This window comes from Trichormus sp. NMC-1, from assembly GCF_001858025.1.
Classification (GTDB): Bacteria; Cyanobacteriota; Cyanobacteriia; order Cyanobacteriales; family Nostocaceae; genus Anabaena.
The window spans coordinates 289034-310233 of record NZ_LZQD01000005.1 but is presented as its reverse complement, the minus strand read 5'-3'; the positions used below and the strand labels follow the sequence as shown (position 1 = coordinate 310233).

16 protein-coding genes and 1 tRNA gene are annotated in these 21200 nt (G+C 39.7%); 10 read left to right on the top strand and 7 right to left on the bottom strand.

Annotation, left to right across the window (positions count from 1 at the left end; all coding sequences use genetic code 11):
• The first annotated feature begins 30 nt into the window (after positions 1-30).
• The 3 genes from A9Y75_RS17665 to A9Y75_RS17655 all read left to right on the top strand — a co-directional run bounded on the left by A9Y75_RS17665 (position 31) and on the right by A9Y75_RS17655 (position 3030).
• A complete protein-coding gene (locus A9Y75_RS17665; RefSeq protein ID WP_071190840.1) occupies positions 31-849 on the top strand; it encodes a sulfurtransferase in 819 nt (272 codons plus the stop codon).
• 245 nt (positions 850-1094) lie between these two features.
• Positions 1095-1730 (top strand): YqiA/YcfP family alpha/beta fold hydrolase, encoded by a 636-nt coding sequence (locus tag A9Y75_RS17660; RefSeq protein ID WP_071190839.1) that lies wholly within the window; start codon positions 1095-1097, stop codon positions 1728-1730.
• 154 nt (positions 1731-1884) lie between these two features.
• Entirely contained in the window at positions 1885-3030 is a 1146-nt protein-coding gene (locus A9Y75_RS17655; RefSeq protein WP_071190838.1) for a histidinol-phosphate transaminase, read from the top strand.
• Here the strand turns inward: A9Y75_RS17655 and A9Y75_RS17650 are convergent, their stop codons facing one another.
• Together A9Y75_RS17650 and A9Y75_RS17645 are read right to left on the bottom strand one after the other, a co-directional pair.
• A complete protein-coding gene (locus tag A9Y75_RS17650) occupies positions 3031-3609 on the bottom strand; it encodes a hypothetical protein (protein ID WP_071190837.1) in 579 nt (192 codons plus the stop codon). It lies immediately after the preceding gene.
• Positions 3610-4340: 731 nt separating this feature from the next.
• Positions 4341-5024 carry a GNAT family N-acetyltransferase gene (locus A9Y75_RS17645; RefSeq protein ID WP_083389657.1) on the bottom strand — a complete coding sequence of 228 codons (684 nt, stop codon included), beginning with the start codon at positions 5022-5024 and terminating at the stop codon, positions 4341-4343.
• A gap of 880 nt (positions 5025-5904) precedes the next feature.
• Between A9Y75_RS17645 and A9Y75_RS17635 the strand changes: the two genes are divergently transcribed.
• From A9Y75_RS17635 to A9Y75_RS17610, 7 genes are all read left to right on the top strand, one after another.
• Positions 5905-9420, top strand: coding sequence for a response regulator (locus A9Y75_RS17635; protein ID WP_071190835.1), 3516 nt, complete (start codon positions 5905-5907; stop codon positions 9418-9420).
• 85 nt (positions 9421-9505) lie between these two features.
• Positions 9506-10666, top strand: a complete 1161-nt coding sequence (locus A9Y75_RS17630; RefSeq protein ID WP_071190834.1) for a hypothetical protein — start codon at positions 9506-9508, stop codon at positions 10664-10666.
• 224 nt (positions 10667-10890) lie between these two features.
• Positions 10891-10961, top strand: a tRNA-Gly gene (locus A9Y75_RS17625).
• A gap of 132 nt (positions 10962-11093) precedes the next feature.
• Positions 11094-11258, top strand: a complete 165-nt coding sequence (locus A9Y75_RS28625; protein ID WP_177176222.1) for a hypothetical protein — start codon at positions 11094-11096, stop codon at positions 11256-11258.
• A 218-nt stretch (positions 11259-11476) separates the two neighbouring features.
• Positions 11477-11860 carry a response regulator gene (locus A9Y75_RS30420; RefSeq protein WP_071190833.1) on the top strand — a complete coding sequence of 128 codons (384 nt, stop codon included), beginning with the start codon at positions 11477-11479 and terminating at the stop codon, positions 11858-11860.
• The gene (locus A9Y75_RS30415) at positions 11857-12093 is read left to right on the top strand and encodes an EAL domain-containing protein (RefSeq protein ID WP_071190832.1); all 237 of its coding nucleotides are present in this window, start codon (positions 11857-11859) and stop codon (positions 12091-12093) included. Before A9Y75_RS30420 ends, A9Y75_RS30415 begins: the two co-directional genes overlap by 4 nt.
• Positions 12094-12140: 47 nt before the next feature.
• Positions 12141-13232, top strand: a complete 1092-nt coding sequence (locus tag A9Y75_RS17610) for a response regulator (protein ID WP_071190831.1) — start codon at positions 12141-12143, stop codon at positions 13230-13232.
• A gap of 69 nt (positions 13233-13301) precedes the next feature.
• Here the strand turns inward: A9Y75_RS17610 and A9Y75_RS17605 are convergent, their stop codons facing one another.
• The 5 genes from A9Y75_RS17605 to pstS form a co-directional block, all read right to left on the bottom strand.
• Entirely contained in the window at positions 13302-16523 is a 3222-nt protein-coding gene (locus A9Y75_RS17605; RefSeq protein ID WP_071190830.1) for a GAF domain-containing protein, read from the bottom strand.
• 276 nt (positions 16524-16799) lie between these two features.
• Positions 16800-17606, bottom strand: a complete 807-nt coding sequence (gene pstB / locus A9Y75_RS17600; protein WP_071190829.1) for a phosphate ABC transporter ATP-binding protein PstB — start codon at positions 17604-17606, stop codon at positions 16800-16802.
• Between the two features lie 55 nt (positions 17607-17661).
• Positions 17662-18543 carry a phosphate ABC transporter permease PstA gene (gene pstA / locus A9Y75_RS17595; RefSeq protein ID WP_071190828.1) on the bottom strand — a complete coding sequence of 294 codons (882 nt, stop codon included), beginning with the start codon at positions 18541-18543 and terminating at the stop codon, positions 17662-17664.
• Between the two features lie 15 nt (positions 18544-18558).
• Positions 18559-19509, bottom strand: a complete 951-nt coding sequence (pstC, locus tag A9Y75_RS17590) for a phosphate ABC transporter permease subunit PstC (protein WP_071190827.1) — start codon at positions 19507-19509, stop codon at positions 18559-18561.
• 257 nt (positions 19510-19766) lie between these two features.
• Positions 19767-20945: a phosphate ABC transporter substrate-binding protein PstS gene (pstS, locus tag A9Y75_RS17585; RefSeq protein ID WP_071190826.1), complete on the bottom strand. Its 1179-nt coding sequence runs from the start codon at positions 20943-20945 to the stop codon at positions 19767-19769.
• Positions 20946-21200: the final 255 nt, after the last annotated feature.

Sequence of the window (21200 nt, the reverse complement as noted above, 5' to 3'; positions counted from 1 at the left end):
TCGTAATACTAAACTAATCATTAATAACTAATGAGTCCTACCACAGTTGTTGTTTCTCCCAAATGGTTATTTGAACATCTTAACGATTCTCAAGTTGTAATTGTCGATTGTCGCTTTTCTCTGGCTGATTCACAACTGGGACAAAAGCAATATCAAGAAAGTCACATAGCAGGAGCTTATTATTTAGATTTAAATCAAGATTTATCTAGTCCTGTGGCAGAACATGGGGGAAGACATCCTTTACCTAATATCAATGATTTAGCTGATAAATTAGCGAAAATCGGAGTTAATTACCAAAAAACTCTGGTAGTTACCTATGATGATTCTCGGTTGGCGTTTGCATCTCGTTTATGGTGGTTATTACGGTATTTAGGACATGAGCAAGTAGCCGTTTTAGATGGTGGGTTTGCAGGTTGGCAAAAAGCTGGATATCCGGTTTCCGATGTGATTCCAACATCTCAAAAGGGGCTATTTATTCCGCAATTACAAGGGCAAAAAGTTGTAGATTATACTTATGTAAAAAATCGCAAAGATCGTCCAGATGTAGTTTTGGTAGATTCAAGGGAGAGCGATCGCTATCGTGGAGAACGAGAACCCATTGATAAAATTGCCGGTCATATTCCCGGTGCTGTCAACTATCCTTGGCAAGAAGTCACCGACGCGAATGGCTGTTTACTCCCCCAATCAGAACAACATCAAAGATGGGAACAGTTAGAAACCGCTAAAGAAATTTTAGTTTATTGTGGTTCCGGTGTTACGGCTTGTGTGAATTTACTGTCTTTAGAAATTGCGGGAATTTCTACCGGTAAACTTTATGCTGGGAGTTGGAGTGATTGGATTAGTCATTAGCTGAGGAGAGTCCTTCGGGGAGGGAATAGGGAACAGTCGTGAAATCCTGCCCGAATACTGGGTTTCAAGCCCCTAACTATATTGATAGGGACGTTAATTTTAAATTTTTAATTCTTAATTTTTAATTTTTATAGCAGATTGCAGATCAATGAGGTACAGAATCAAAATTGAAACCTAGACAGCAAGCCAGTTTTACTCCTGACTCCTGAATTCTGCTGTAATTCCCCCAAGGGGTTGACTGTTATATGTTAAATTCTTTTATTTATCTTCATGGCTTTGCATCTAGCCCTAAATCTACTAAAGCACAGGATATCAGCGATCGCTTTACCCAACTTCACATCAAGCTGAAAATTCCCGATTTAAATGCTGGCGATTTTTCCCAGTTAACAATCACTCGTCAGCTAAATCAAGTCGCTGCTGAATTCAGTAATTCTGCACCTGTAACCCTGATTGGTTCTAGTTTAGGTGGTTTGACATCGGCTCATTTAGGGGAACAATACCCACAAGTGCAACGCTTAGTTTTATTAGCACCAGCTTTTGGGTTTTTATCCCATTGGTTGCCCAAGTTAGGAGAAGAAGCTTTAAAACGTTGGCAAAAAGAACAATATCTTTTAGTACATCACTCTGGGGAAAAACGAGAATTACCTCTAAGTTACAATTTCGTCACAGATGCTGCCCAATACCAAGAAAAAAATCTCCAACGTCCGATTCCCACATTGATTCTGCATGGTACAGAAGATGAAGTTATTCCCATTACCGCTAGTCGTGAATTTGCGAGTTCCCGTCCTTGGGTAAAATTAGTAGAACTAGATAGCGATCACGCTTTGGGAAACGTCAGCACCGAAATTTGGCAGGCAATTCACTCATTTTGTCAACTATAGCAGGTGACAGGGAACAGGTGACAGGTGACAGTGCTAGAAGTCTTTTATGGTCTAAGTTTTAGCATTGATTAATGTCCTAACCGCTTTGTCCGTTGCTATACCTTAAAGTAAAATCTCAAATCTAAATCAAATCTAAATCAAATCTAAAATTAATATGCTTCCCTTCATTCGTTCAGATTTAGCCCAATTTACTGCCTATAAACCCCACCCCAGCAGCGATACAGCCGAACCAGTCGCCATCCAATTTGATCGGCTAGATACCAATGAAAGTCCTTATGATTTACCAGTGGAGATTAAAGAAAAACTGGCATGGACTTTTGGGCAAGTGATTGAAAGCAATCGTTACCCTGATGGTGGACATGAGACACTCAAAGATGCGATCGCCGAATATGTCAATGAGTCAGCTAATCTTTCATCCTCTGTTATTACTGCTGCGAATATTTCCGTCGGTAATGGTTCCGATGAACTTATCCGTTCTTTATTGATTGCCACTTGTTTAGGCTCAGAAGGCTCTATTTTAGTTGCCAACCCCACTTTTTCCATGTACGCGATTTTGGCGCAAACCCTGGGCATTTCTGTGGTAACGGTGGGTAGAGATGAAAGCAATTTTGAAATAGACTTAAAAGCCGCACAATCAGCCCTTGAAGCCACTCAACATCCCCCCATTCGCGTAGTTTTCGTCGTTCACCCCAATTCCCCTACCGCCAATTGTTTAACTGCGGCTGAATTGACATGGTTAAGGAGTTTACCAGAGGAAATTTTAGTAGTTATTGATGAAGCTTACTTTGAATTTAGCCAAACTACCTTAGTTGGGGAATTAGTACAACGTCCGAATTGGGTAGTGCTGCGGACTTTTTCCAAAGCTTTCCGGTTAGCAGCTATGCGTGTGGGCTATTGTGTAGGGAATCCAGATGCGATCGCTATTTTAGAAAAAGTCCGTCTCCCCTACAATCTTCCCAGTTTTTCTATTGCTTCTGCCTTAGTTGCTTTACAAAATCGCCAACTTTTGCTGGAGTCAATTCCCGAAACTCTCAGTGAACGCAGCAAACTTATCACCGCTTTATCCCCACATCCCTTATTAGAGATTACAGCCAGCGATACTAACTTTATTTACCTGCGTCTTCAACCAAATGCTTCTCACCCAGCAGATACTACTTTAAAAAGTCTTCACCAAACACTCAGAAATCAAGGAACTCTTGTCAGATTACTTCCTGGGGGATTGCGAATTACTGTAGGAACACCCACAGAAAACACTCATACCTTAAACCGATTACAAACGGCTTTAGCAACTCTGGATTAACTATTCGTAACCAAAATAGCCATCTCCATCACTGCCCAAACGACGAACTATCGCCACCGTTTGCGGCAGCACACCTACTAACATAGCAAAGGCCGCATCCGGCAGATCAGCAACTATTTCTGGTGGAAAATACTGTTCAAATTGATCAATAATTTTTTGGACTCGCTCCCCAGAAGCTGAGTTTTCTGTAATTTGTTTAATCAAGCGAATCCATTGTCGCCTAATCAAGTAAGCTTTCTGACGATCTTCATGAGATTCAGGCGTTAATAACGACAGATTGCCGATAGGTAGTACACATTGGCAATCTTGATCATAATCCCCACCTACTATTGCTCCTGGCCCAGCGAACTCTGCATGGTAGCCTTTAAAGACTATTAACCCATTCCGTCTTCGACTATTAACTATGAAAACTTTTCCGCTATGCAGCGCCGCAAGAATGTCAGATCTTTGCGATGCCGACGGGGGGCATTGCCAACGCTCAATTCCATCTCCCATGGTCAGCTTATCCACGAAACCAGTTTCAGCGCCAGAAGTTGATACCATAGCGGCCTGATAGCGTCGGCGTTGTTCGCTATCCATGTTTTCTTAAATTTTCTACGACGGTGTTAAGGCTATGCACTTTTAGATATCCAAATAATTATCCGTTTAGTTAAATCAATTTTTCTGACTGGCTTTATATTCTCACGATTTTTTTGGGAAAATTTAGCTTCATTGCCAACTAAATCAGCGTTGTTTGGCAATTGTTAATCACATTTTATGGGATTTAGCTGCATTTGTCTTCAACTGTACGAGTCTTTTCTTAAAGTTTTTATAAAGATGAAATCTTCAATGCTAATTTAGTATGAGGATTCCAAAAACTTTTCAGCTATGGGTTATCTGTGTTATATACTTTTACTCTATTGAAAATAGCCAGCTAAAAAAATCCACAATACAGAAGAATTCAGGAGTCAGGAGTACAACAGGCGAATGTGTCTAGGTTTCAATTTAGATTCTGTACCTCATTGATCTGCAATCTGCTGAATTGATCAAAACTACACCAATTCTATCTAACTGCCCGTTTTGCCGATGTTTTCCATAAAAACCTGATATTTATATGCATAGTGACATATCCTCCCGTGTTTAACTGTCACAACAGGTTCTTAGGAGTTGAGTTATAGCAGAGTCTTCCTAGATATTAACATTTCTAAAATTTCTGAGTATCATGTTTCTTGACTTTTGAAAATTAATTTTCAGGCTGATACATAAAACAGCCGTAAATTAGCCCATAAATTTATCTATTTGTCAAAAAATAACTCATCTCCTGCTCCTATTCAAGTTCTATTTAGGTGTTTATGCAAGAAAATCTGCCGTGAGGGGTTGAGGAAAAAGGTATTCCAATGAGATTCTATTTTATGTACCCGACGATATCCCAGCTTGAAATAAAGTTGCCTAGCTTGATGGTTATTTTCCAATACGTGGAGATATAAATCTTTAAATCCCCATTCTTGGCACACTTGTTCACAGCTAGTCAATAAGCTGGAAGCCACGCCATGCCTACGGTATTGTGGGTTGACAGCTAAATTGGATAAGTAAGGAAAACACTTGTGAGCATTTGCCCAAGAATCACTAAAACGCACTCCCAGTTCTACAGTTCCCAATATTTTATCAGTACTCGCCATACTTGTGTCAACAGCGACTAAACAAACGTGATGAGGTGATATTGAGGCTAAACGATTTCTTAAGTCTTCGTAAATACCCAAACGTAATAAGGGAAAAGCCCAGCCCCAGAAACCTGTTTGGGAGTGAAAGCTTTCCGCAATGATTTGGGCGATACTAGTCAAATCATCAGATGTAGCTGCACGGATTTGAAGTTTCCGGGAAGTTGGGATAGGAACTTCTGTGACTGACTGTTGAGGATGTGGGGGAAAAAACCAGGATGGAAAAGCTAGTTGAGGATAGATTGACTGTGCATTTTCAGACACCTGAGTGATTTGCGGGCAAAAGCAACTCGGCATCAGATGACAAATTCCGTATTGATCGGCAATCATACAAAATGTAAAACTTTTTTTATGGTTCTGTAAGCTGCGCTCCTCAAAGAAGCCAGAAGTTTTAGTTTCATCAATCTACCTGGTTGAGTAGGTTTATTTACATCCATGTATATCTTTGATTTGAGAATATAAAGATGAGTGGTATGTTTATTAAACAACTAGTTTACGGTGGTCTGGCTAGGGTGAGTACCAACAAGCGTAGCAAAACCTATCCAAACTACCTGTCTTAGTATTAACCCAATTGGCCAGTCATCTAGTGTAGGTTGGTAATGGGTAACGATTTGGGAAAAAAGTCAAATTCTAGATTAAACTCTCTTATCTTCTTGTAAAAAGTCACCTTTTCCTTAACTAGCAACTTACGTTATTAGTTCTGATGGCTAAATTGGAAATTATTACTTGTTTAATTGTATACTTGGCTTGGAAATAAGAATATTGTAATATTCATGACTCTACCATGACTACCATAAATAAAATTGGCTTATCAGTGTTAGTACAACTGCTGGCATGGAAAAACTTAATATACAACTTCATGGCTATGTTGGCTCTATCTAGGAGCGTTGTATGGAGCCTAAAAAGGTTATTACAAGAGATAAGAGAAGATTTGGTGAGTAAAAATCAACTAGATCAAGGGAAAATAACTATGAAATTAACTGCACTGTGCCATTAGTTAAAAACAATCATTACTAGCTAGTAAGTACAATTACCGTGAGGGAAAAGTTCTATATCTAGCAGTCATATAGCTCAATCGTCTCTAGGTCGAAATGTTCAAACCTTACCTGATTCAGAAATATCTCTATCTGATCAGATTATTCTTTATCCGACTGCCGATGCAGCAGGAAAGCGGTGCATGACATCACAAGCAAACAGTAAGCCGAAAATTTTGGTTGTCGATGATGAGCCGGACAACCTAGACTTGCTTTACCGCAGCTTCTATCGCGAGTATCAGGTGCTGAGGGCTAACTCTGGGCCTGCGGCACTGGAACTGCTGGCAAGAGAGGGAGACATATCAGTAATCATCTCAGATCAGCGGATGCCGATGATGAGCGGTACAGAATTTCTGAGTCTGACAGCAACTCAATATCCAGATATTATCCGAATTATTTTAACTGGCTACACTGATGTCGAAGACTTGGTGGAAGCTATTAACTCTGGCAAAGTATTTAAATATGTTACTAAACCTTGGGAAGCAGAAGAACTCAAAGCTGTGGTCCGCCAAGCTTTGGATACACATAATGTTCTCAAGACCAGAACCCGCGAACTCACTCGCACACTGCGGCGAGAATCGCTACTAAATACAGTTACTAATACGATTCGTAGCGCCCTGGACTATAGGCAAATTTTGCAAACGATAGTCGATACAGTGGGGCATATGTTAGAGGTGGATGTTTGTCTTTTACGTCCCTTCCAAGATGAGCAGTTGGCGGCTGAAGGATTTATTTATCAAAAAACAGCCAGTGATGACGAAGAAGAGGGCGGATTGGAAGATGGGGAGATAGAAGAATTTTTGCCCTCCACCCCTGAGTCACTTTTGGCTCAAACAGTCTGGGAAACCAGGGAAGTACAGGTGATTTATAATGTGGCTGGTGATGAGCGGATCCAAAATGATCGCGATCGCGCAGCGGCGTTTACAAATGCTAAAATCTGCTCTAGCTTAGTTGTACCGCTGATTTGTCAACAAGAACTCAGAGCAGTGTTGACTCTACATAAGTGTTATCAATCCCGTACCTGGGGAGATGACGAGGTGCAACTCGTTTCAGTTGTAGCAGATCAGGCAGCCTTGGCCTTGTCTCAAGCTTATGCTTATGAACAGGTTGATGCTTTAGCAAAAAGAGAAGCTTTAATTAATACAATTACGAGAGCAATTCGTTCTAGCTTAGATCCACAAGATATATTTGCAGCTATTACTCAACAATTAGGACAAGCGTTAAATGTAGATGGTTGTGTGCTGTCGCTGTGGACAGAAGAAGATGAATTTGTGCAATGTGTAGGCTTGTATGACAGTACTGAAGATTTCAACAATTTAAGAAAAAATAACTTCAACAGCAATCATCGCACCGTTACTCAACACTTACCCAGTTCCCAAGCGCCAATTCGGAAGAATCCGATTTTGCAAGAAATATTGCGGACACAGGAACCTGTGGTAATTACTGATATAACTCACTCTTCCTCAGATGTCCAAGCCTTTGATTTACCTTTGAAAATGCGACCGCGATCGCTGATGGTGGTTCCCCTGATAATTGATGGTCAATGTATTGGTAGTATCACCCTGCGAGAAGGTCACAAAGTTCGCAAGTGGCTGCTATCAGAAATTGAATTATCTAAATCAGTAGCAGCCCAAGCAGCGATCGCAGTCCAACAGTCACGCTTGTACCAAAAAACTCGTGAACAAGCAGAACGCCTCATACAACTAGATAGACAAAAAACGGAATTTTTTCAAAATATTTCCCATGAATTTCGGACTCCCATCACCTTGATTCAAGGACCATTAGAGTCAGCAGTAGCATCCGGTGAAGGGTTATCCCACGCCCAAAGTGCGATCGCTCTCCGCAATTCTCGTCGTCTGCTGCGATTGGTAAATCAACTACTAGACTTACAACGCCTAGATGCTGGCAGAATGCAGCCTAGTTTCCGCCCTTGCGATATGATCGAATTTGTCAACCAAATTGTCGAATCATTTCGTCTCTATTGCGAGAAAAAAGGACTGCAAGTCATTACCGATTTACTAGAATGTCCCCTAGTCTACTTGGATCTGGAAAAATTTGACAAAGTACTCTACAACCTCTTGTCAAATGCCATGAAATTTACTCCTGAGGGAGGCACAATCAGGGTCAGACTATACAATGAAGGAAATGCCTGCATAGTGCAAATCCAAGATACAGGAATCGGCATTCTTCCCGAACAAATTCCCCACCTATTTGAGCGCTTCCGTCAAGCAGAAGGCTCAGAAAACCGCAGCTATGAAGGTAGTGGATTAGGTTTGTCTCTAGTCAAAGAATTGGTAGAACTACACGGCGGTCGAGTTAAAGTACAATCAGTCTATGGGCAAGGTACTCAATTTACCTTACGGCTATTGACTGGTGCAGATCACTTACCCCCAGAACAAGTACTACACATCCCCGGTGAACTGAATACCAGCCGCGCCAGTGTAGAACTAGCTGATATAGAACCAGTAGAATCGACGGAAGATAATCTAGAATTTATTACCAGAGATTTATCATCTAGTCCAGGAATTTTAAACTCCAACAGACAACTTCCCGCCCAATCCAAAACTGATCAATTAATCTTGGTTGTAGACGACAACCCAGATATGCGCTCTTATGTATCCACCATTCTCCGCCAAAATGGCTATCAAGTAGCTACTGCTCGTAACGGTTATGAAGGGTATAACATAGCACAAGAACTTCATCCCGGCTTAATCATCACAGACTTAATGATGCCCTTGGTCACGGGGCTAGAAATGATTCAGATGATCAGAGGCGATGATAATATGCGTGGTATACCCATCATTCTGCTCACAGCAAAGGTTGATGAAGAAACTCGCATTGAAGGCACAGAAAATGGTGCTGATGCCTATTTAGCTAAACCATTCAATGACCGGGAACTTTTAGCAGGAGCGAAGAATCTTTTAGCTCTGAAGGAAAATGAAAAACGCGTCTTGGAGTTAAACACCTACCTGACAGAATCAGTACTCAAGCGCTTTTTGCCATCTGCATTAGTGCAGAAAGCCGCATCTGGCAATTTGTCCCTAGATTTGCGACCGGAACCACGTTTAGTTACAGTTTTGTTTAGTGACATTGTTGGTTTCACCCAATTATCAAATACTCTCAGATCCCGCAAAGTCGCAGAAGTACTCAATGAATATCTAGAAATTATGACCAAAGTTGTTTTTAACAATGGCGGTACTGTAGATAAATTCATGGGAGATGCCATATTAGCTTTATATGGAGCGCCCGAAGAACTCACACCAAATGAACAGGTACGTCGTGCTATCGGTACAGCCAGAGGAATGCAAAACGCCCTCATTAATTTAAACAAGCGCTGGCGAGAACAAGGTATATTCGAGACTGACGGGCGTAATGGCGTGCAGTTTCGTTGTGGTATTCACCAAGGTACAGCAGTTGTCGGGATGTTTGGTAGTGAACAACGTGCTGATTACACAGCAATTGGTCCCAGTGTGAATATTGCTGCTAGGTTGCAGGCTGCTGCTGTTCCAGGTACTATTTTGGTATCGGCAGCTGTTGCCGATTATTTACAAGAAGAAGAAATTACTAAAGGTAGTCCGTTGGAACTTAAAGGAATAGATGAAACAGTTCTCACATTCGTAGTTACACCACAACCAGAAAGTTTCCCAGCTAATGACTAAATTTCAGACTGGATGATGAATTAAGGATGAGCAATTAGTTAAAGCACTCAATCATAAAATCATATCCAGTTTTGAGTTGAATATGATGCCACCAGTTACAGATAAATCTTTGATTCCTTTGCAAACCGGGAGAAGACATACTGATCCGCCTTTTTTGTGGGTTAGTGTATTTATAAGTTCAATTTCGCTCCACTTGCTGGTTTTTTGGTTATTAGGCTCATCTGATGAGTTTAGACCTTGGATTCCCCACTCTAGTCAAGCTAACATTCCTGTTGATTTCATAGATATTTCGCCTCAAGAAGAATCAACAGCCAAACCCAAATTTATCGCTAAAACAGTTACACCAAAATTTTCCTCTTCAACTCAAAGCTCCGTTACAGCATCTTTACCAGAAACAACACCAGAAACCACGCCAACTACTCCTGAAAATCAAGATAATGGCGCTATAAGTTCTGATTTTAATCCTCCACAGGAGTCTCAAACTGAGAACTCTAAAGTTAATAATCAGCCAGTTCCGCAACGGGTAGACTCGAAACCGACAGAAACTCCTACACCGACAGAAACTCCTACACCGACAGAAACCCCAACACCGACAGAAACTCCTACACCAACAGAAACTCCTACACCAACAGAAACTCCTACACCAACAGAAACACTTTCACAGAGAATTCCATTAGATGATCTTCCCTGGAATCGTCGTCAAGAAGTAAAACTGGGACAGGGAACCCTACTCCCAAAAGATATTCCCTCAGATTCCCCAACCCCAACAGAAGAACCTTCCCCAACCCCAACAGAAGAACCTTCCCCAACTCCCACAGAGGAAACTTCACAAACTCCCACGAGAGGGGGTTTACTAGCGAATGTTTCTCCGATACTGAAAGATGAAGTTAATCAATTAATACAAGAAAGACGATTAATTCAAGATGCTTTACCTGATGTTCTGGCAGAATATCAAGGTAGTAGCAGTAAGCAATTAGACGCTAGTTTTTTCCCTAGTGATTCTGAAATAAAGTCAGCAAATTTACTAGTTAGTTTAGTAATTGATAACAATGGCAAATTTCAACAAGCTGTAGTTTTAGAAATCGAACCGACGACACTCAGCAGTGAAAAAAGCATCTATGAGCAAGCACTTAATGATATTTTTAAGCAAGAAAGCTTTCTTGCCGCCCATAACGAAGATGGCTCAAAACCAGATTTGAGTAATTTGTATATGCGGATTAGGATTGGGCCAATTAATTCTCCATAACAATACCTTGTCCATTGTTTGTAGGTTGGGTTAAGCGACAGCGCAACCCGACGCATTTGTTGGGTTTCATCCTATTGCTTCGTGTTCACGCAGTGTCCCGCAGGGATATGTTCACATTCCACAACCCAACCTACAAATCACGACTTTTTTCGATTGGGACAAGGTATTGCATAAATACTTGTATTTTTTCCAAATCTATGTTATCTTTACATAGACAGAGATTCGCGGGTGTAGTTTAGTGGTAAAACTTTAGCCTTCCAAGCTAATAATGCGGGTTCGATTCCCGCCACCCGCTTGATTAAATAACTAAATCCAGTTAAAAATAGCATTCAAGTTAGGTTAAATCACCCAGACCTCTAAATATTGACAAATAGGACAAAATGTGAGTTTTCTAAGAAGGTAAGATGAAAACCACAATTCAAGGTTTATGCTGTCTCCCCTATTTGATGCTTTTGTAGAAGCCAGTCCAGTCAGTGTAATGATGCGAGTGCTGATGGAAAATATTTTTAACCCCTCACGAATGGATCAGCTGACTCCATCATTTGAGCCAATGAAACTACTGGCACATTTTTTTTACTCCTATTCGGGTTAAACCTCCACCCAGGTGCATTTCTGATAATTTAAGAAACACCCGAATTCCTGGATGTGCGGATTTTAGACAACTATAGTAGGGTAACACAAATATTTTGAGTTTTGCGGTGAAATTGGATTTTTTATTTTCAGTATCAATATTTTAAGGATACTGAAAGGATTAACAATTTATGCTAATTTTAGTACCAGGGTTAACTACTTCATAAGATACACAACTATATGAATACGATTTTAATTATTGAAGACGAGCCACAAATTAGGAAGAACATTCAGCAAATTCTTGATCTGGAGGGTTTTGCTACCATTACGGCAGAAGATGGGTTAGAAGGGTTAGATATGGCGGAAAAACATCAGCCGGATATGATTATTTGTGATGTGATGATGCCAAATTTAGATGGTTATGGCTTGATTGAAGTATTACGTCAAAAACCATTAACTGCGGACATTCCCTTCATTTTTCTGACTGCAAAAGCGGAAAATAATGATCTGCGTCAAGGAATGGAACTAGGTGCAGATGACTATTTAATCAAGCCATTTAAAGCGGATGAACTGATTAGAGCTATTTCTACGCGATTTGAAAAACGTCAAGTATTAACCCTTTGAAAATAGATCGCTATTTTATTAGCAATGTTGATAAAATTGAAAGTAAAGAATCTATTCTCAAAAGTATCATTCAGTTAGCAAATACGTTGAAGGTTGATATTGTTGCTGAAGGTGTAGAAACCAATGAAGAGGTAAATTGGTTGAAACAAAATAATTGTGATGTTATTCAAGGATATTTTTTCAGTCGTCCTTTACCAATAGAAGATTTGAAAGTTTTTCTACTGGCTCAATAAATAAAAGTCTACAAAAGCACTTTTTCATATCAGGGAAATAAGGAAAAATGAAAACTATTTTAATTATTGAAGATGAAGTTCAAATCAGAAACAATATTCAGCAGATATTGCACCTGTCAGATTTTGATACATTAGTTGCAGAAAATGGGTTACAGGGTTTAGATTTGGCTAAACATAAACATCCTGATTTGATAATTTGCGATTTAATGATGCCTGAGTTAGATGGCTATGGTGTATTAACTCAACTGCGTCAACATAGTGAAACTGCAACAATTCCTGTAATTTTCTTAACTGCTAAATCAGAGTGGTCAGATTTACGTAAAGGGATGGAACTTGGTGCTGATGATTATTTAACGAAGCCTTTTAATTCTACTCAATTATTGCAAGCGATTATTACTAGACTCAGTAAAAAAGCAATATTTGAGCAAAAAACTCAGGAAAAAATGGATGATTTACGTAGTTCTATTACTCATGCATTACCCCATGAAATTAATACTCCTCTCAATCATATTATGGGAATGACAGAATTATTGATTGAAGAATATGGACAACTTGACCAGGCAGAAATATTAGAAATGCTACAACATATTAATAAAGCTGGTCAACGTTTACATAGATTAACTGAAAATTTTCTCATGTATGCAAGCTTGGAGTTATTAGCATCTAAACCGGAAAAAGTAGCAGCACTGAGAAATAATGGAGTTAAAACTTTTGTCAGATCAATAGTTGAAAATGCGGCTTTAAATATTGCCAAAAAAGCTGATAGAGAAGCTGATTTAAATATTGATATATCAGACGATATAGTAAAAATATCTCCTGCAAAAATAGCTAAAATTGCTGAAGAAATAATTGAGAATGCCTTTAAATTTTCCCTGCCTAATACACCAGTGAAGATTGTCGGAAATAGTAATAATAATGCCTTTAATTTGTATGTAATTGACCACGGACGTGGTATGACTCAGGAGCAAATTAATAATGTTGGGGCTTATGTCCAGTTTGAACGTAAAATGTATGAACAACAAGGTTCTGGTTTAGGATTATTAATTGCTAAAAGATTGGTAGAACTGCATGGAGGAGTGTTTTCCATTGAGAGTATCTATGAAAAGCAAACTATTATGAGAATTGTGCTTCCTCAGTAAATTATTAGAGCAGGGAACAGGGAACAGGGAATAGAAAAACCAATTGTGTAATTAATTCTGTCCCATTACTTATTTTGACAAAGGAATCCTAACTGTAAATGTTGTTCCCTTTCTTATTTCGGTATCTAATGTAATTTCACCTTGATGTTGATCAACACATTTTTTGACTATAGCTAAACCCAATCCTGTACCAGAAATACTACCAACGTTAGAAGCGCGATAAAATGATTCAAATAAATTAATTCGATCTTTTTCAGGAATACCAATACCAGAATCTTGAATTTTAAAGATTAGTTGGTTATTTTCGATATTCAATCTGAAATCAACTAAACTATTTTCAGGAGAATATTTCATAGCATTGCTGAGAAGATTTGTGAGAATTTGGCGAATTAGTTTTGGGTCAAACTGCACAACTAAAATATCATTTAATGTTGGCTCGCTGGTATTAACAGAAAATTCTATTGTATGTTTGCTGCTAATAGTTTCTATTTGATTTTTGAGATGACGACAAAAGCCAATTATATCTAGCACTTCTGGTTTAAATTCCATTTTCTCAGCTTCAGCGCGGTTGATCATCAGAACATCATCTAGAAGTTGGACTGTATGCTTGATGCTTTTTTGAATAATCTCTAGGTGTTCTTCTTTTCTTTTTGGACTGAGGCGATCGCTATAATTTTGTAAAATGTCTGTAGATGAGGAAACAATGGCTAAAGGTGTGCGAAACTCATGGGATGCCATACTAATGAAGCGCGATCGCATTTGACTGAGTTCTTTTTCTTTTTCTAAGGATATTCGTAATTTATAAAATAGATCGGATTGTTGAATAGCGATCGCTAATTGTTCAGCTATTTGTTGGACAAGTTCAATTTCAAAAGTTTCCCAGTGACGGGGTGCAGAACATTGATGAATACACAACAAACCCCATAAAAGGTCTCCCTGTATTAATGGCACAACTAAATTAGCGCGAATCTGAAATTGCGCCAAAACATCATGATGACATTTTAAAAATCCGGCATTGTCAATATCATCTACTACTTGTATTCTCCCTTGTTGATAGTAGATAGCATATTCTTCACCAAAATAGTGGTCATGAATTTTAATTTCTAGGGCTGATTTAAAACCACCAAGTACAGATTCTGAGACAAATTCACCATCATTAAAATTACTGTCAGGATCGAATTTAAAAATTCCTACTCGATCTACATTGATTAATTGCCGGATTTCTTCAACAGCAGTATTAAAAATAGCAGCTAAATCCAGGGATTGACGAATGCGTTGGGTAGTCTCCAGTAGTAAATGTTCTCTTTCTACTTGTTGCTTAATTTTTTGTTCTGCTTGTTTGCGGTTTGTAATATCAATATTCACCCCAATTATCCGTTGTCCTTCCCCTTGGGAATTGCGCTGGACAGTAGCGTAAGCTTGGATGATCCGGACTTTACCATCTGGCAAGACTATTCTAAATTCAGGATCAAAGTCTCTTTCACCCCTAATCGCTTGCCATAACCATTCACGGGTATGTACTGCATCCTCTGGATGTAAGCCCCTTTCCCATGCGTCCACAGCACCTGAAAATTCTGAGACTTTGACTCCATAGATTTCATACATTCGGTCATCCCAAATCAAATGATCATTGACTAGATCCCAGTCCCAAATGCCAATTTCCGCCGATTTGACTGCTAATTCTAGACGATTGGAGATGTTAAAGAGTTCGGCTGTCCGTTGCTGGACTCTGGCTTCTAGTTCTTGGTTAAGTTGATAGAGGGCTGATTCTGCCTGTTGTTTTTGCGTGAGTTCAATTTGGACTTGTTCGTAAGTATTTGCCTGTTTAATAGCAATTGCTAATTGAATTGATAATTGCCTTACCAGTTCGATTTCCTCAAGTTCCCAATTGTGAGGAATATCGTGGTAACTGGTTAACATCAACCCCCAAATTTTATTTTCCACAATAATGGGAATCATCAGTTTAGATCGAATATCAAACCCGATCAGCATCTCCTGATGGCATTGAGTCATGGATTCCAAGTAGATGTCATTAATTACCCGAATTTGCCCTTGAAGATAAGATTCAAGGTATTCAGGGGTAATGCAAGGATCATGGGGTTCGCTATGGAGAACGGAAATTCCACCGGCAACAATAGATTCGGCGATCACTTTACCACTAAAGTCAGGACGGAACTGGTAAATAATTACGCGATCGCATTGCAACAGCAATCTGATTTCTGCAACTGTGGTATTGAGAATTTCTTCTATATCTAAAGATGAGCGAATTTGAGTAGCAACTTTAGTAATTAACTGTTCTTGCGTTGCTTTTCTCTTGAGTGCAATGGTGCGCTCGTCTACTTGTTGTTCTAGTTCAACATTGCGATTTTCTAATAGTTCTATTTTCTCTGCTTCTAGTTGCGATACTTTTTTTTCTAAGTAAGTCGTTATTTTATATAATTCTAAGGGGTTAATAACTTGTAAAATACTGGTTTGGGTAATAATGCCCAACAATTCCCCTTCTTTCCCTGTCACTGCTAAACGCTGAATCAATCGCTGTTCCATGATCTGCTGCACAGCCAACAGAGATTCACCAGCATTGACGCAGAAAACAGGGGTACTCATCAGATCCGCTGCTGTATAGGTATCAAAATTTAGGTTTAGAGCCTGAAACTGGACAATATCACGCTCAGTTAAAATGCCAATGGGAATTGTTAAAAATTCCTGTATTTGCACAATCATCACGGAACTAACGCGATTTTCTGCCATTAAGCAAGCGATCGCTAATATGGAAACATCCGCAACTGCACAAATTACCTTGGTCGTCATCACTTCATTGACCAACCGCAACTGCAACAAGTCCGCAGGGCGTGATGTTTGCCGCAAACTTTCATGAGTCAACATTCCCACCAGTTGATTTTGGTCATCAAGCAATGGTAGATGGCGAATGTGGTGGTGTTGAAGCAGATTAATGGCAAAAAACAGGTCAGTAAACTGTGACTCGCGCAAGGTGACGACAGGATGATTCATGACATCACCAATGGCTAAATTTGCCAAATCCCGTTTCTGGGCGCTGAGTCGGACTACATCCCTTTCTGTGAAAATTCCTACAAGTTGATTATTTTCTACCACCAGGACACAACTAGAACGCGCCTCTATTTGTAATTTATCCTGTTGATTATCAGTGGTTTGGGCAACTGAACAAACTCCTCTGACACCACTCATTTGAGCGATCGCTTCTGTAACAGTTGTATCCGCTGTCACCATTAGCGGGTGACGAACGATAGCAGATTTTAATTCCGCTTCACTCATAGCATTAATAGATAATGAACTACCTCATCTTACTTCGTTGAAGATGGGGTTTCTACATCCAGCCCTCTAAATATTGATAAATAGCACACAATGTGAGTTTTCTAAGAAGGTAAGATGAAAACCCTTTAGAGGGCTGGTTAAATCACCATAGAAAGCAGTTTTTAATAATTTTAAGAAAAAAATATCACTGTAGAAATTTCTCAGTGATAGGTAGGTTTGAGTAATGGTAGTTATTAACTGTCACATAGCGATAAGAAAGGTGACATAAATCCAACATTAACCAAATCTACCGCTGATATAAGCTTTAGTATCTTCTTGCTGTGGATTGTTGAAAATTAATTCTGTGGAGTTGTACTCTACTAAATAGCCTGTTCTACCGCCTTTATCGGAAGTTTTGACATTAAAAAAGGCTGTTTTATCAGAAACCCGTGCAGCTTGTTGCATATTGTGGGTAACGATCACAATGGTGTATTGTTCTTTGAGTTCGTGAATTAGTTCTTCAACCCGCAAAGTAGAAATAGGATCAAGAGCCGAGCATGGTTCATCCATGAGGATCACCTCTGGTTGAACTGCGATCGCTCTAGCAATACATAAACGCTGTTGTTGTCCACCTGATAAAGATAAACCACTTTGCTTAAGTTTATCTTTGACTTCATCCCATAAAGCAGCTTGTCGCAAACTCCGTTCAACCAATTCATTAAGATCTCCTTTGTAGCCGTTGATTTTGGCTCCAAAAGTAATATTGTCAAAAATTGATTTGGGAAAAGGGTTTGGTCTTTGAAACACCATACCAATCCGACGACGTACTTCTACCGGATCAATATCTGGTGCATACAAATTATTATCACCAAAATAAATTTTACCTTCGGCTCGAAACGATTCAATTAAATCGTTAAGACGGTTATAGCATCGAAGTAATGTACTCTTACCACAGCCTGAAGGCCCAATAAAAGCCGTAGCCTTATTTTTGGGAATATCTAGCCAAACATTCTGTACAGCAAGGAAGTTACCGTAGTAAATATTCAGATTTTCTGTACGTAAAACCGCATCAGTCCCATTCATCGTACTAGCGTTAGTAGCCATAAATAGTTTAGAGATAATTTTTAGGGATGATCAACCATCATGTTGAAGTATTTTGTTAAGCTTTTTGCCTTGTTGCCCAACGAGCGATGATACTTGTAATCAGAACCATCAAAACCAAGATTAGGGAAGCAGCCCAAGCTAGAGACTGCCAATTTTGAAAAGGTGAAACTGAGAAGTTATAAACTAAAACTGCCAGAGAAGCTGTTGGTTGAAATAAGCCACTAGGCCAAAAAGAGGAAAACAGCGCCGTAAATAGTAACGGTGCAGTTTCTCCAGATGCTCTGGCGATCGCTAACGTAGAACCAGTTACAATTGCTGGTAAAGCTGCTGGTAATACCACCTGTGCGACCGTTTGAAACTGAGTTGCGCCTAACCCCACAGATGCTTGACGCAAATCTTGGGAAACTAACTGTAAAGCTTCGTCTGTGGTTCTCACAATCGTGGGTAACATCAAAATTGCCAACGCAAACCCACCACCGAAAGCTGAGTAAGAACCTAAATTCAGCTTTACTAATGTCAAAACCACAATTCCATAAGCAAATACCCCAGCAATAATAGAGGGAACTCCACTGAGAATGTTAGTAGCAAACCGTATCCATCTAGCTACTTTACTAGAACTAAACTCTGTTAAATAAATTGCCGCTAACACACCAAAAGGAATACTGATGAATGCACCAATTCCCACCATAAATAGGGTTCCCAAAATGGCATTACCAAAACCTCCTCCCTTTCTCAGAGGCGCTGGGGGCAATTCTGTAAACACACTGAGGTTTAAACTGCTAAAACCTTTAAACAATACATAAGAAAGAACAGCCACCAGAGGTAGCAGCGCCAATACTCCACAAATAAATGCAACTACGGTCATTGCCGTGTTGAACATTGTTCGGGGAGAGGAAGGGGAGCGAGTCAGGCTGCTTTGGGGAAAAGAAGAAGTCATAAATTCAACCTAAAACTACAGTCGCTTAACCCGGAGAACAATAAACTCTGCCAAAACATTCACTACCAGCGTTAGAAAAAACAGAACTAAAGCAGCGTACATTAAAGCTGAAATTTGTAACCCACTGGCTTCAGAAAATTGGCTGGCTAGTAGAGACGAAATTGTATTAGATGGAGCGAGTAAGGAAATATTGATGTTGTTGGAATTACCAATTAACATTGTTACAGCCATTGTTTCTCCCATGGCTCTACCAAGTGCCAACATCACCGCACTGACAATGCCAGAAAAGGCAGCGGGGATGATAACTTGAAAAAGTGTTTCCCAACGAGTTGCACCCAGTCCGATAGCGGCTTGACGCAAACTAGGGGGTACAGAAATTAAGGCATCACGGGAGATAGCAGTGATGATTGGTAAAGTCATAATTGCTAATATCACTCCAGCCGGTAGCATTCCTGGCCCTGTGGGTGGGGTGCTAAAAAATGGTATCCAGCCGAAGGAACTATGCAGCCATTTGCCCAAGTTGGTCAAAATCGGGATTAAAACAAAAATTCCCCATACTCCATAGACAACACTAGGAATAGCTGCTAGTAGTTCTACTAAAAATACCAATACCACCCGCACCGGAGCAGGTAGAAAATTTTCACTTAGTAAAACAGCAGTACCGACACCAATAGGTATAGCTAATAACAAGCCCAGAAAAGAACTAATGAGAGTGCCATAGACTTGTGGCAGCACCCCATATTCATTATTTACAGGATTCCAAGTGGTTTGAAATAAAAAGCCAAAACCAAACTCTTGAATGGCAGGCCAAGCCCCAATAGCAACCTGTGCCGTGATCCATAATAAAGTGCCAGCGATCGCTAGAGCAAAAAGCTGTGTCAACCAAATAAATCCCTGATCTAGAGATTTGTCTATCTCCGAGCGCTGTTTAATCGCTGAGGGCATATTCTGAGAATTTGTAGTCATAAATACTGACTGTAAAAATCAAATCAGAAAAAATATGAGAGGGAACCAGACTTAAGAAGAAAGTACCGACTACTGAGTATGAAACCAGTAAGCAACCAACACATCCTGGTATTAGTGGCTACGTCTATACTTTAAGTATTGCTTCGTCGTTTTTTGCATCTGAGACACTAGCTAATCAGGGTTCCCAACTGATTGGTAAATTAAATTATTGTGCTTAAACTATTGCTGGAGTATTGCGATTAAACGAAAAGGTGAGACTACTGACTCGCATCAGTTCCACCACTCACAGCAATTTTATAGTCAGGACTAATTTGGTCAGCCGCAGCAGCAACCTTACTAATCACATTTGCTGGTAGAGGAACATAACCTAATTCTCCAGCCAGCTTTTGACCATCAGTTAATGCATACTCAATTGCTGCTTCTATGGCTTTGGCTTTAGCCGCATCCGGATATTTTTTGTATACAAGAAGCCAGGTATACGTAACAATGGGATAGGAATCTGCACCTTCTGGGTCAGCAATGAAAGCACGGAGATTTTCTGGAAGAGTTACAGCTGCCAGAGTCTTAGATGCTGACTCCTCATTAGCTACAACCATTGTGCCACTCTTGTTTTCCAAAGCTGCAAACTTAATATTATTTTGTTTGGCGTAGCCATACTCAATATAACCAATAGAACCTTGAGTTTGTTGAATTTGGGCTGTTACACCTTCATTACCTTTAGCGCCAACTCCCACAGGCCAGGCTACGCTTTTACCTTCACCAACTTTAGTTTTCCACTCTGGGCTAATAGCACTCATGTGTTTTGTGAACACACCTGTAGTCCCACTACCATCAGCACGATATACAACAGTGATTGGTTGTTTGGGCAACTTTGCTTCAGGGTTAGCTTTAGCAATTGCCGGATCATCCCATGACTTGATTTTACCCAATAAGATATCAGTATAAACTGTGCGTGGTAGTTTTAGTTCAGTAACATCTGGTAGATTGTAAGCTAGTACAATACTCCCGGCAGTTACAGGTAGTAAAATCACGCCTTTATCTTGGGGTACTTTGGCGATCTCTTCATCCTTCATCGCTACATCACTAGCACCAAAGTCTACAGTACCTTGGATAAATTGCTCAACACCAGCACCGCTACCTACTGACTGATAGCTAACTTGCAAACTCGGATATTTTTTGTTTAAATCAGTAAACCAACTTGCATACAATGGTGCGGGGAAAGTTGCGCCAGCACCGGTTAAGGTGATATTTCCACCAAGATCGAGTTTAGCTGGACTAGAAGCAGTTGTATTTTGAGTAGTGCCAGGAGTTTCAGTTGTAGCAGTATTGTCAGGGCTTGAATTTCCCCCGCAAGCCGCTAACCCCATTGTCAGTGTTAACACTGCTGCTGAAGTTATAAATGAATTATTCTTTACTCGATTTAGATGTAATACCATTGCTGTAAATATCTGTAAATTTCCAGATGAGCGCTTCTAAGATACCGCTAAATGATTCATAATAAGGTTAACGGTAGGTTAATAATCTCAAAAATCTCTTGACTTCGATTCCAATTCAAGGTTTTTTGTATTAATTTTTATCTACTCTATACGGTTAACATAAGTATTTATTCTCGGTAACTAGTTAAGTAACAAAGAACAATGTTACCTTTTACTCAATCACCTAACCTCAGTAATACCAATTTTCAGTGTTAA

Bases quoted from the DNA above. Each gene is read 5' to 3' on its own strand.
- A9Y75_RS17645 (WP_083389657.1), bottom strand. From the start codon at position 5,024: ATGCCGAGTTGCTTTTGCCCGCAAATCACTCAGGTGTCTGAAAATGCA.
- pstS (WP_071190826.1), bottom strand. From the start codon at position 20,945: ATGGTATTACATCTAAATCGAGTAAAGAATAATTCATTTATAACTTCA.
- pstB (WP_071190829.1), bottom strand. From the start codon at position 17,606: ATGGCTACTAACGCTAGTACGATGAATGGGACTGATGCGGTTTTACGT.
- A9Y75_RS17660 (WP_071190839.1), top strand. From the start codon at position 1,095: ATGTTAAATTCTTTTATTTATCTTCATGGCTTTGCATCTAGCCCTAAA.
- pstA (WP_071190828.1), bottom strand. From the start codon at position 18,543: ATGACTTCTTCTTTTCCCCAAAGCAGCCTGACTCGCTCCCCTTCCTCT.
- A9Y75_RS17655 (WP_071190838.1), top strand. From the start codon at position 1,885: ATGCTTCCCTTCATTCGTTCAGATTTAGCCCAATTTACTGCCTATAAA.
- A9Y75_RS17605 (WP_071190830.1), bottom strand. From the start codon at position 16,523: ATGAGTGAAGCGGAATTAAAATCTGCTATCGTTCGTCACCCGCTAATG.
- A9Y75_RS17665 (WP_071190840.1), top strand. From the start codon at position 31: ATGAGTCCTACCACAGTTGTTGTTTCTCCCAAATGGTTATTTGAACAT.
- A9Y75_RS30420 (WP_071190833.1), top strand. From the start codon at position 11,477: ATGAATACGATTTTAATTATTGAAGACGAGCCACAAATTAGGAAGAAC.
- A9Y75_RS17610 (WP_071190831.1), top strand. From the start codon at position 12,141: ATGAAAACTATTTTAATTATTGAAGATGAAGTTCAAATCAGAAACAAT.
- A9Y75_RS17630 (WP_071190834.1), top strand. From the start codon at position 9,506: ATGCCACCAGTTACAGATAAATCTTTGATTCCTTTGCAAACCGGGAGA.
- A9Y75_RS17650 (WP_071190837.1), bottom strand. From the start codon at position 3,609: ATGGATAGCGAACAACGCCGACGCTATCAGGCCGCTATGGTATCAACT.
- A9Y75_RS17635 (WP_071190835.1), top strand. From the start codon at position 5,905: ATGACATCACAAGCAAACAGTAAGCCGAAAATTTTGGTTGTCGATGAT.
- pstC (WP_071190827.1), bottom strand. From the start codon at position 19,509: ATGACTACAAATTCTCAGAATATGCCCTCAGCGATTAAACAGCGCTCG.
- A9Y75_RS28625 (WP_177176222.1), top strand. From the start codon at position 11,094: ATGCTGTCTCCCCTATTTGATGCTTTTGTAGAAGCCAGTCCAGTCAGT.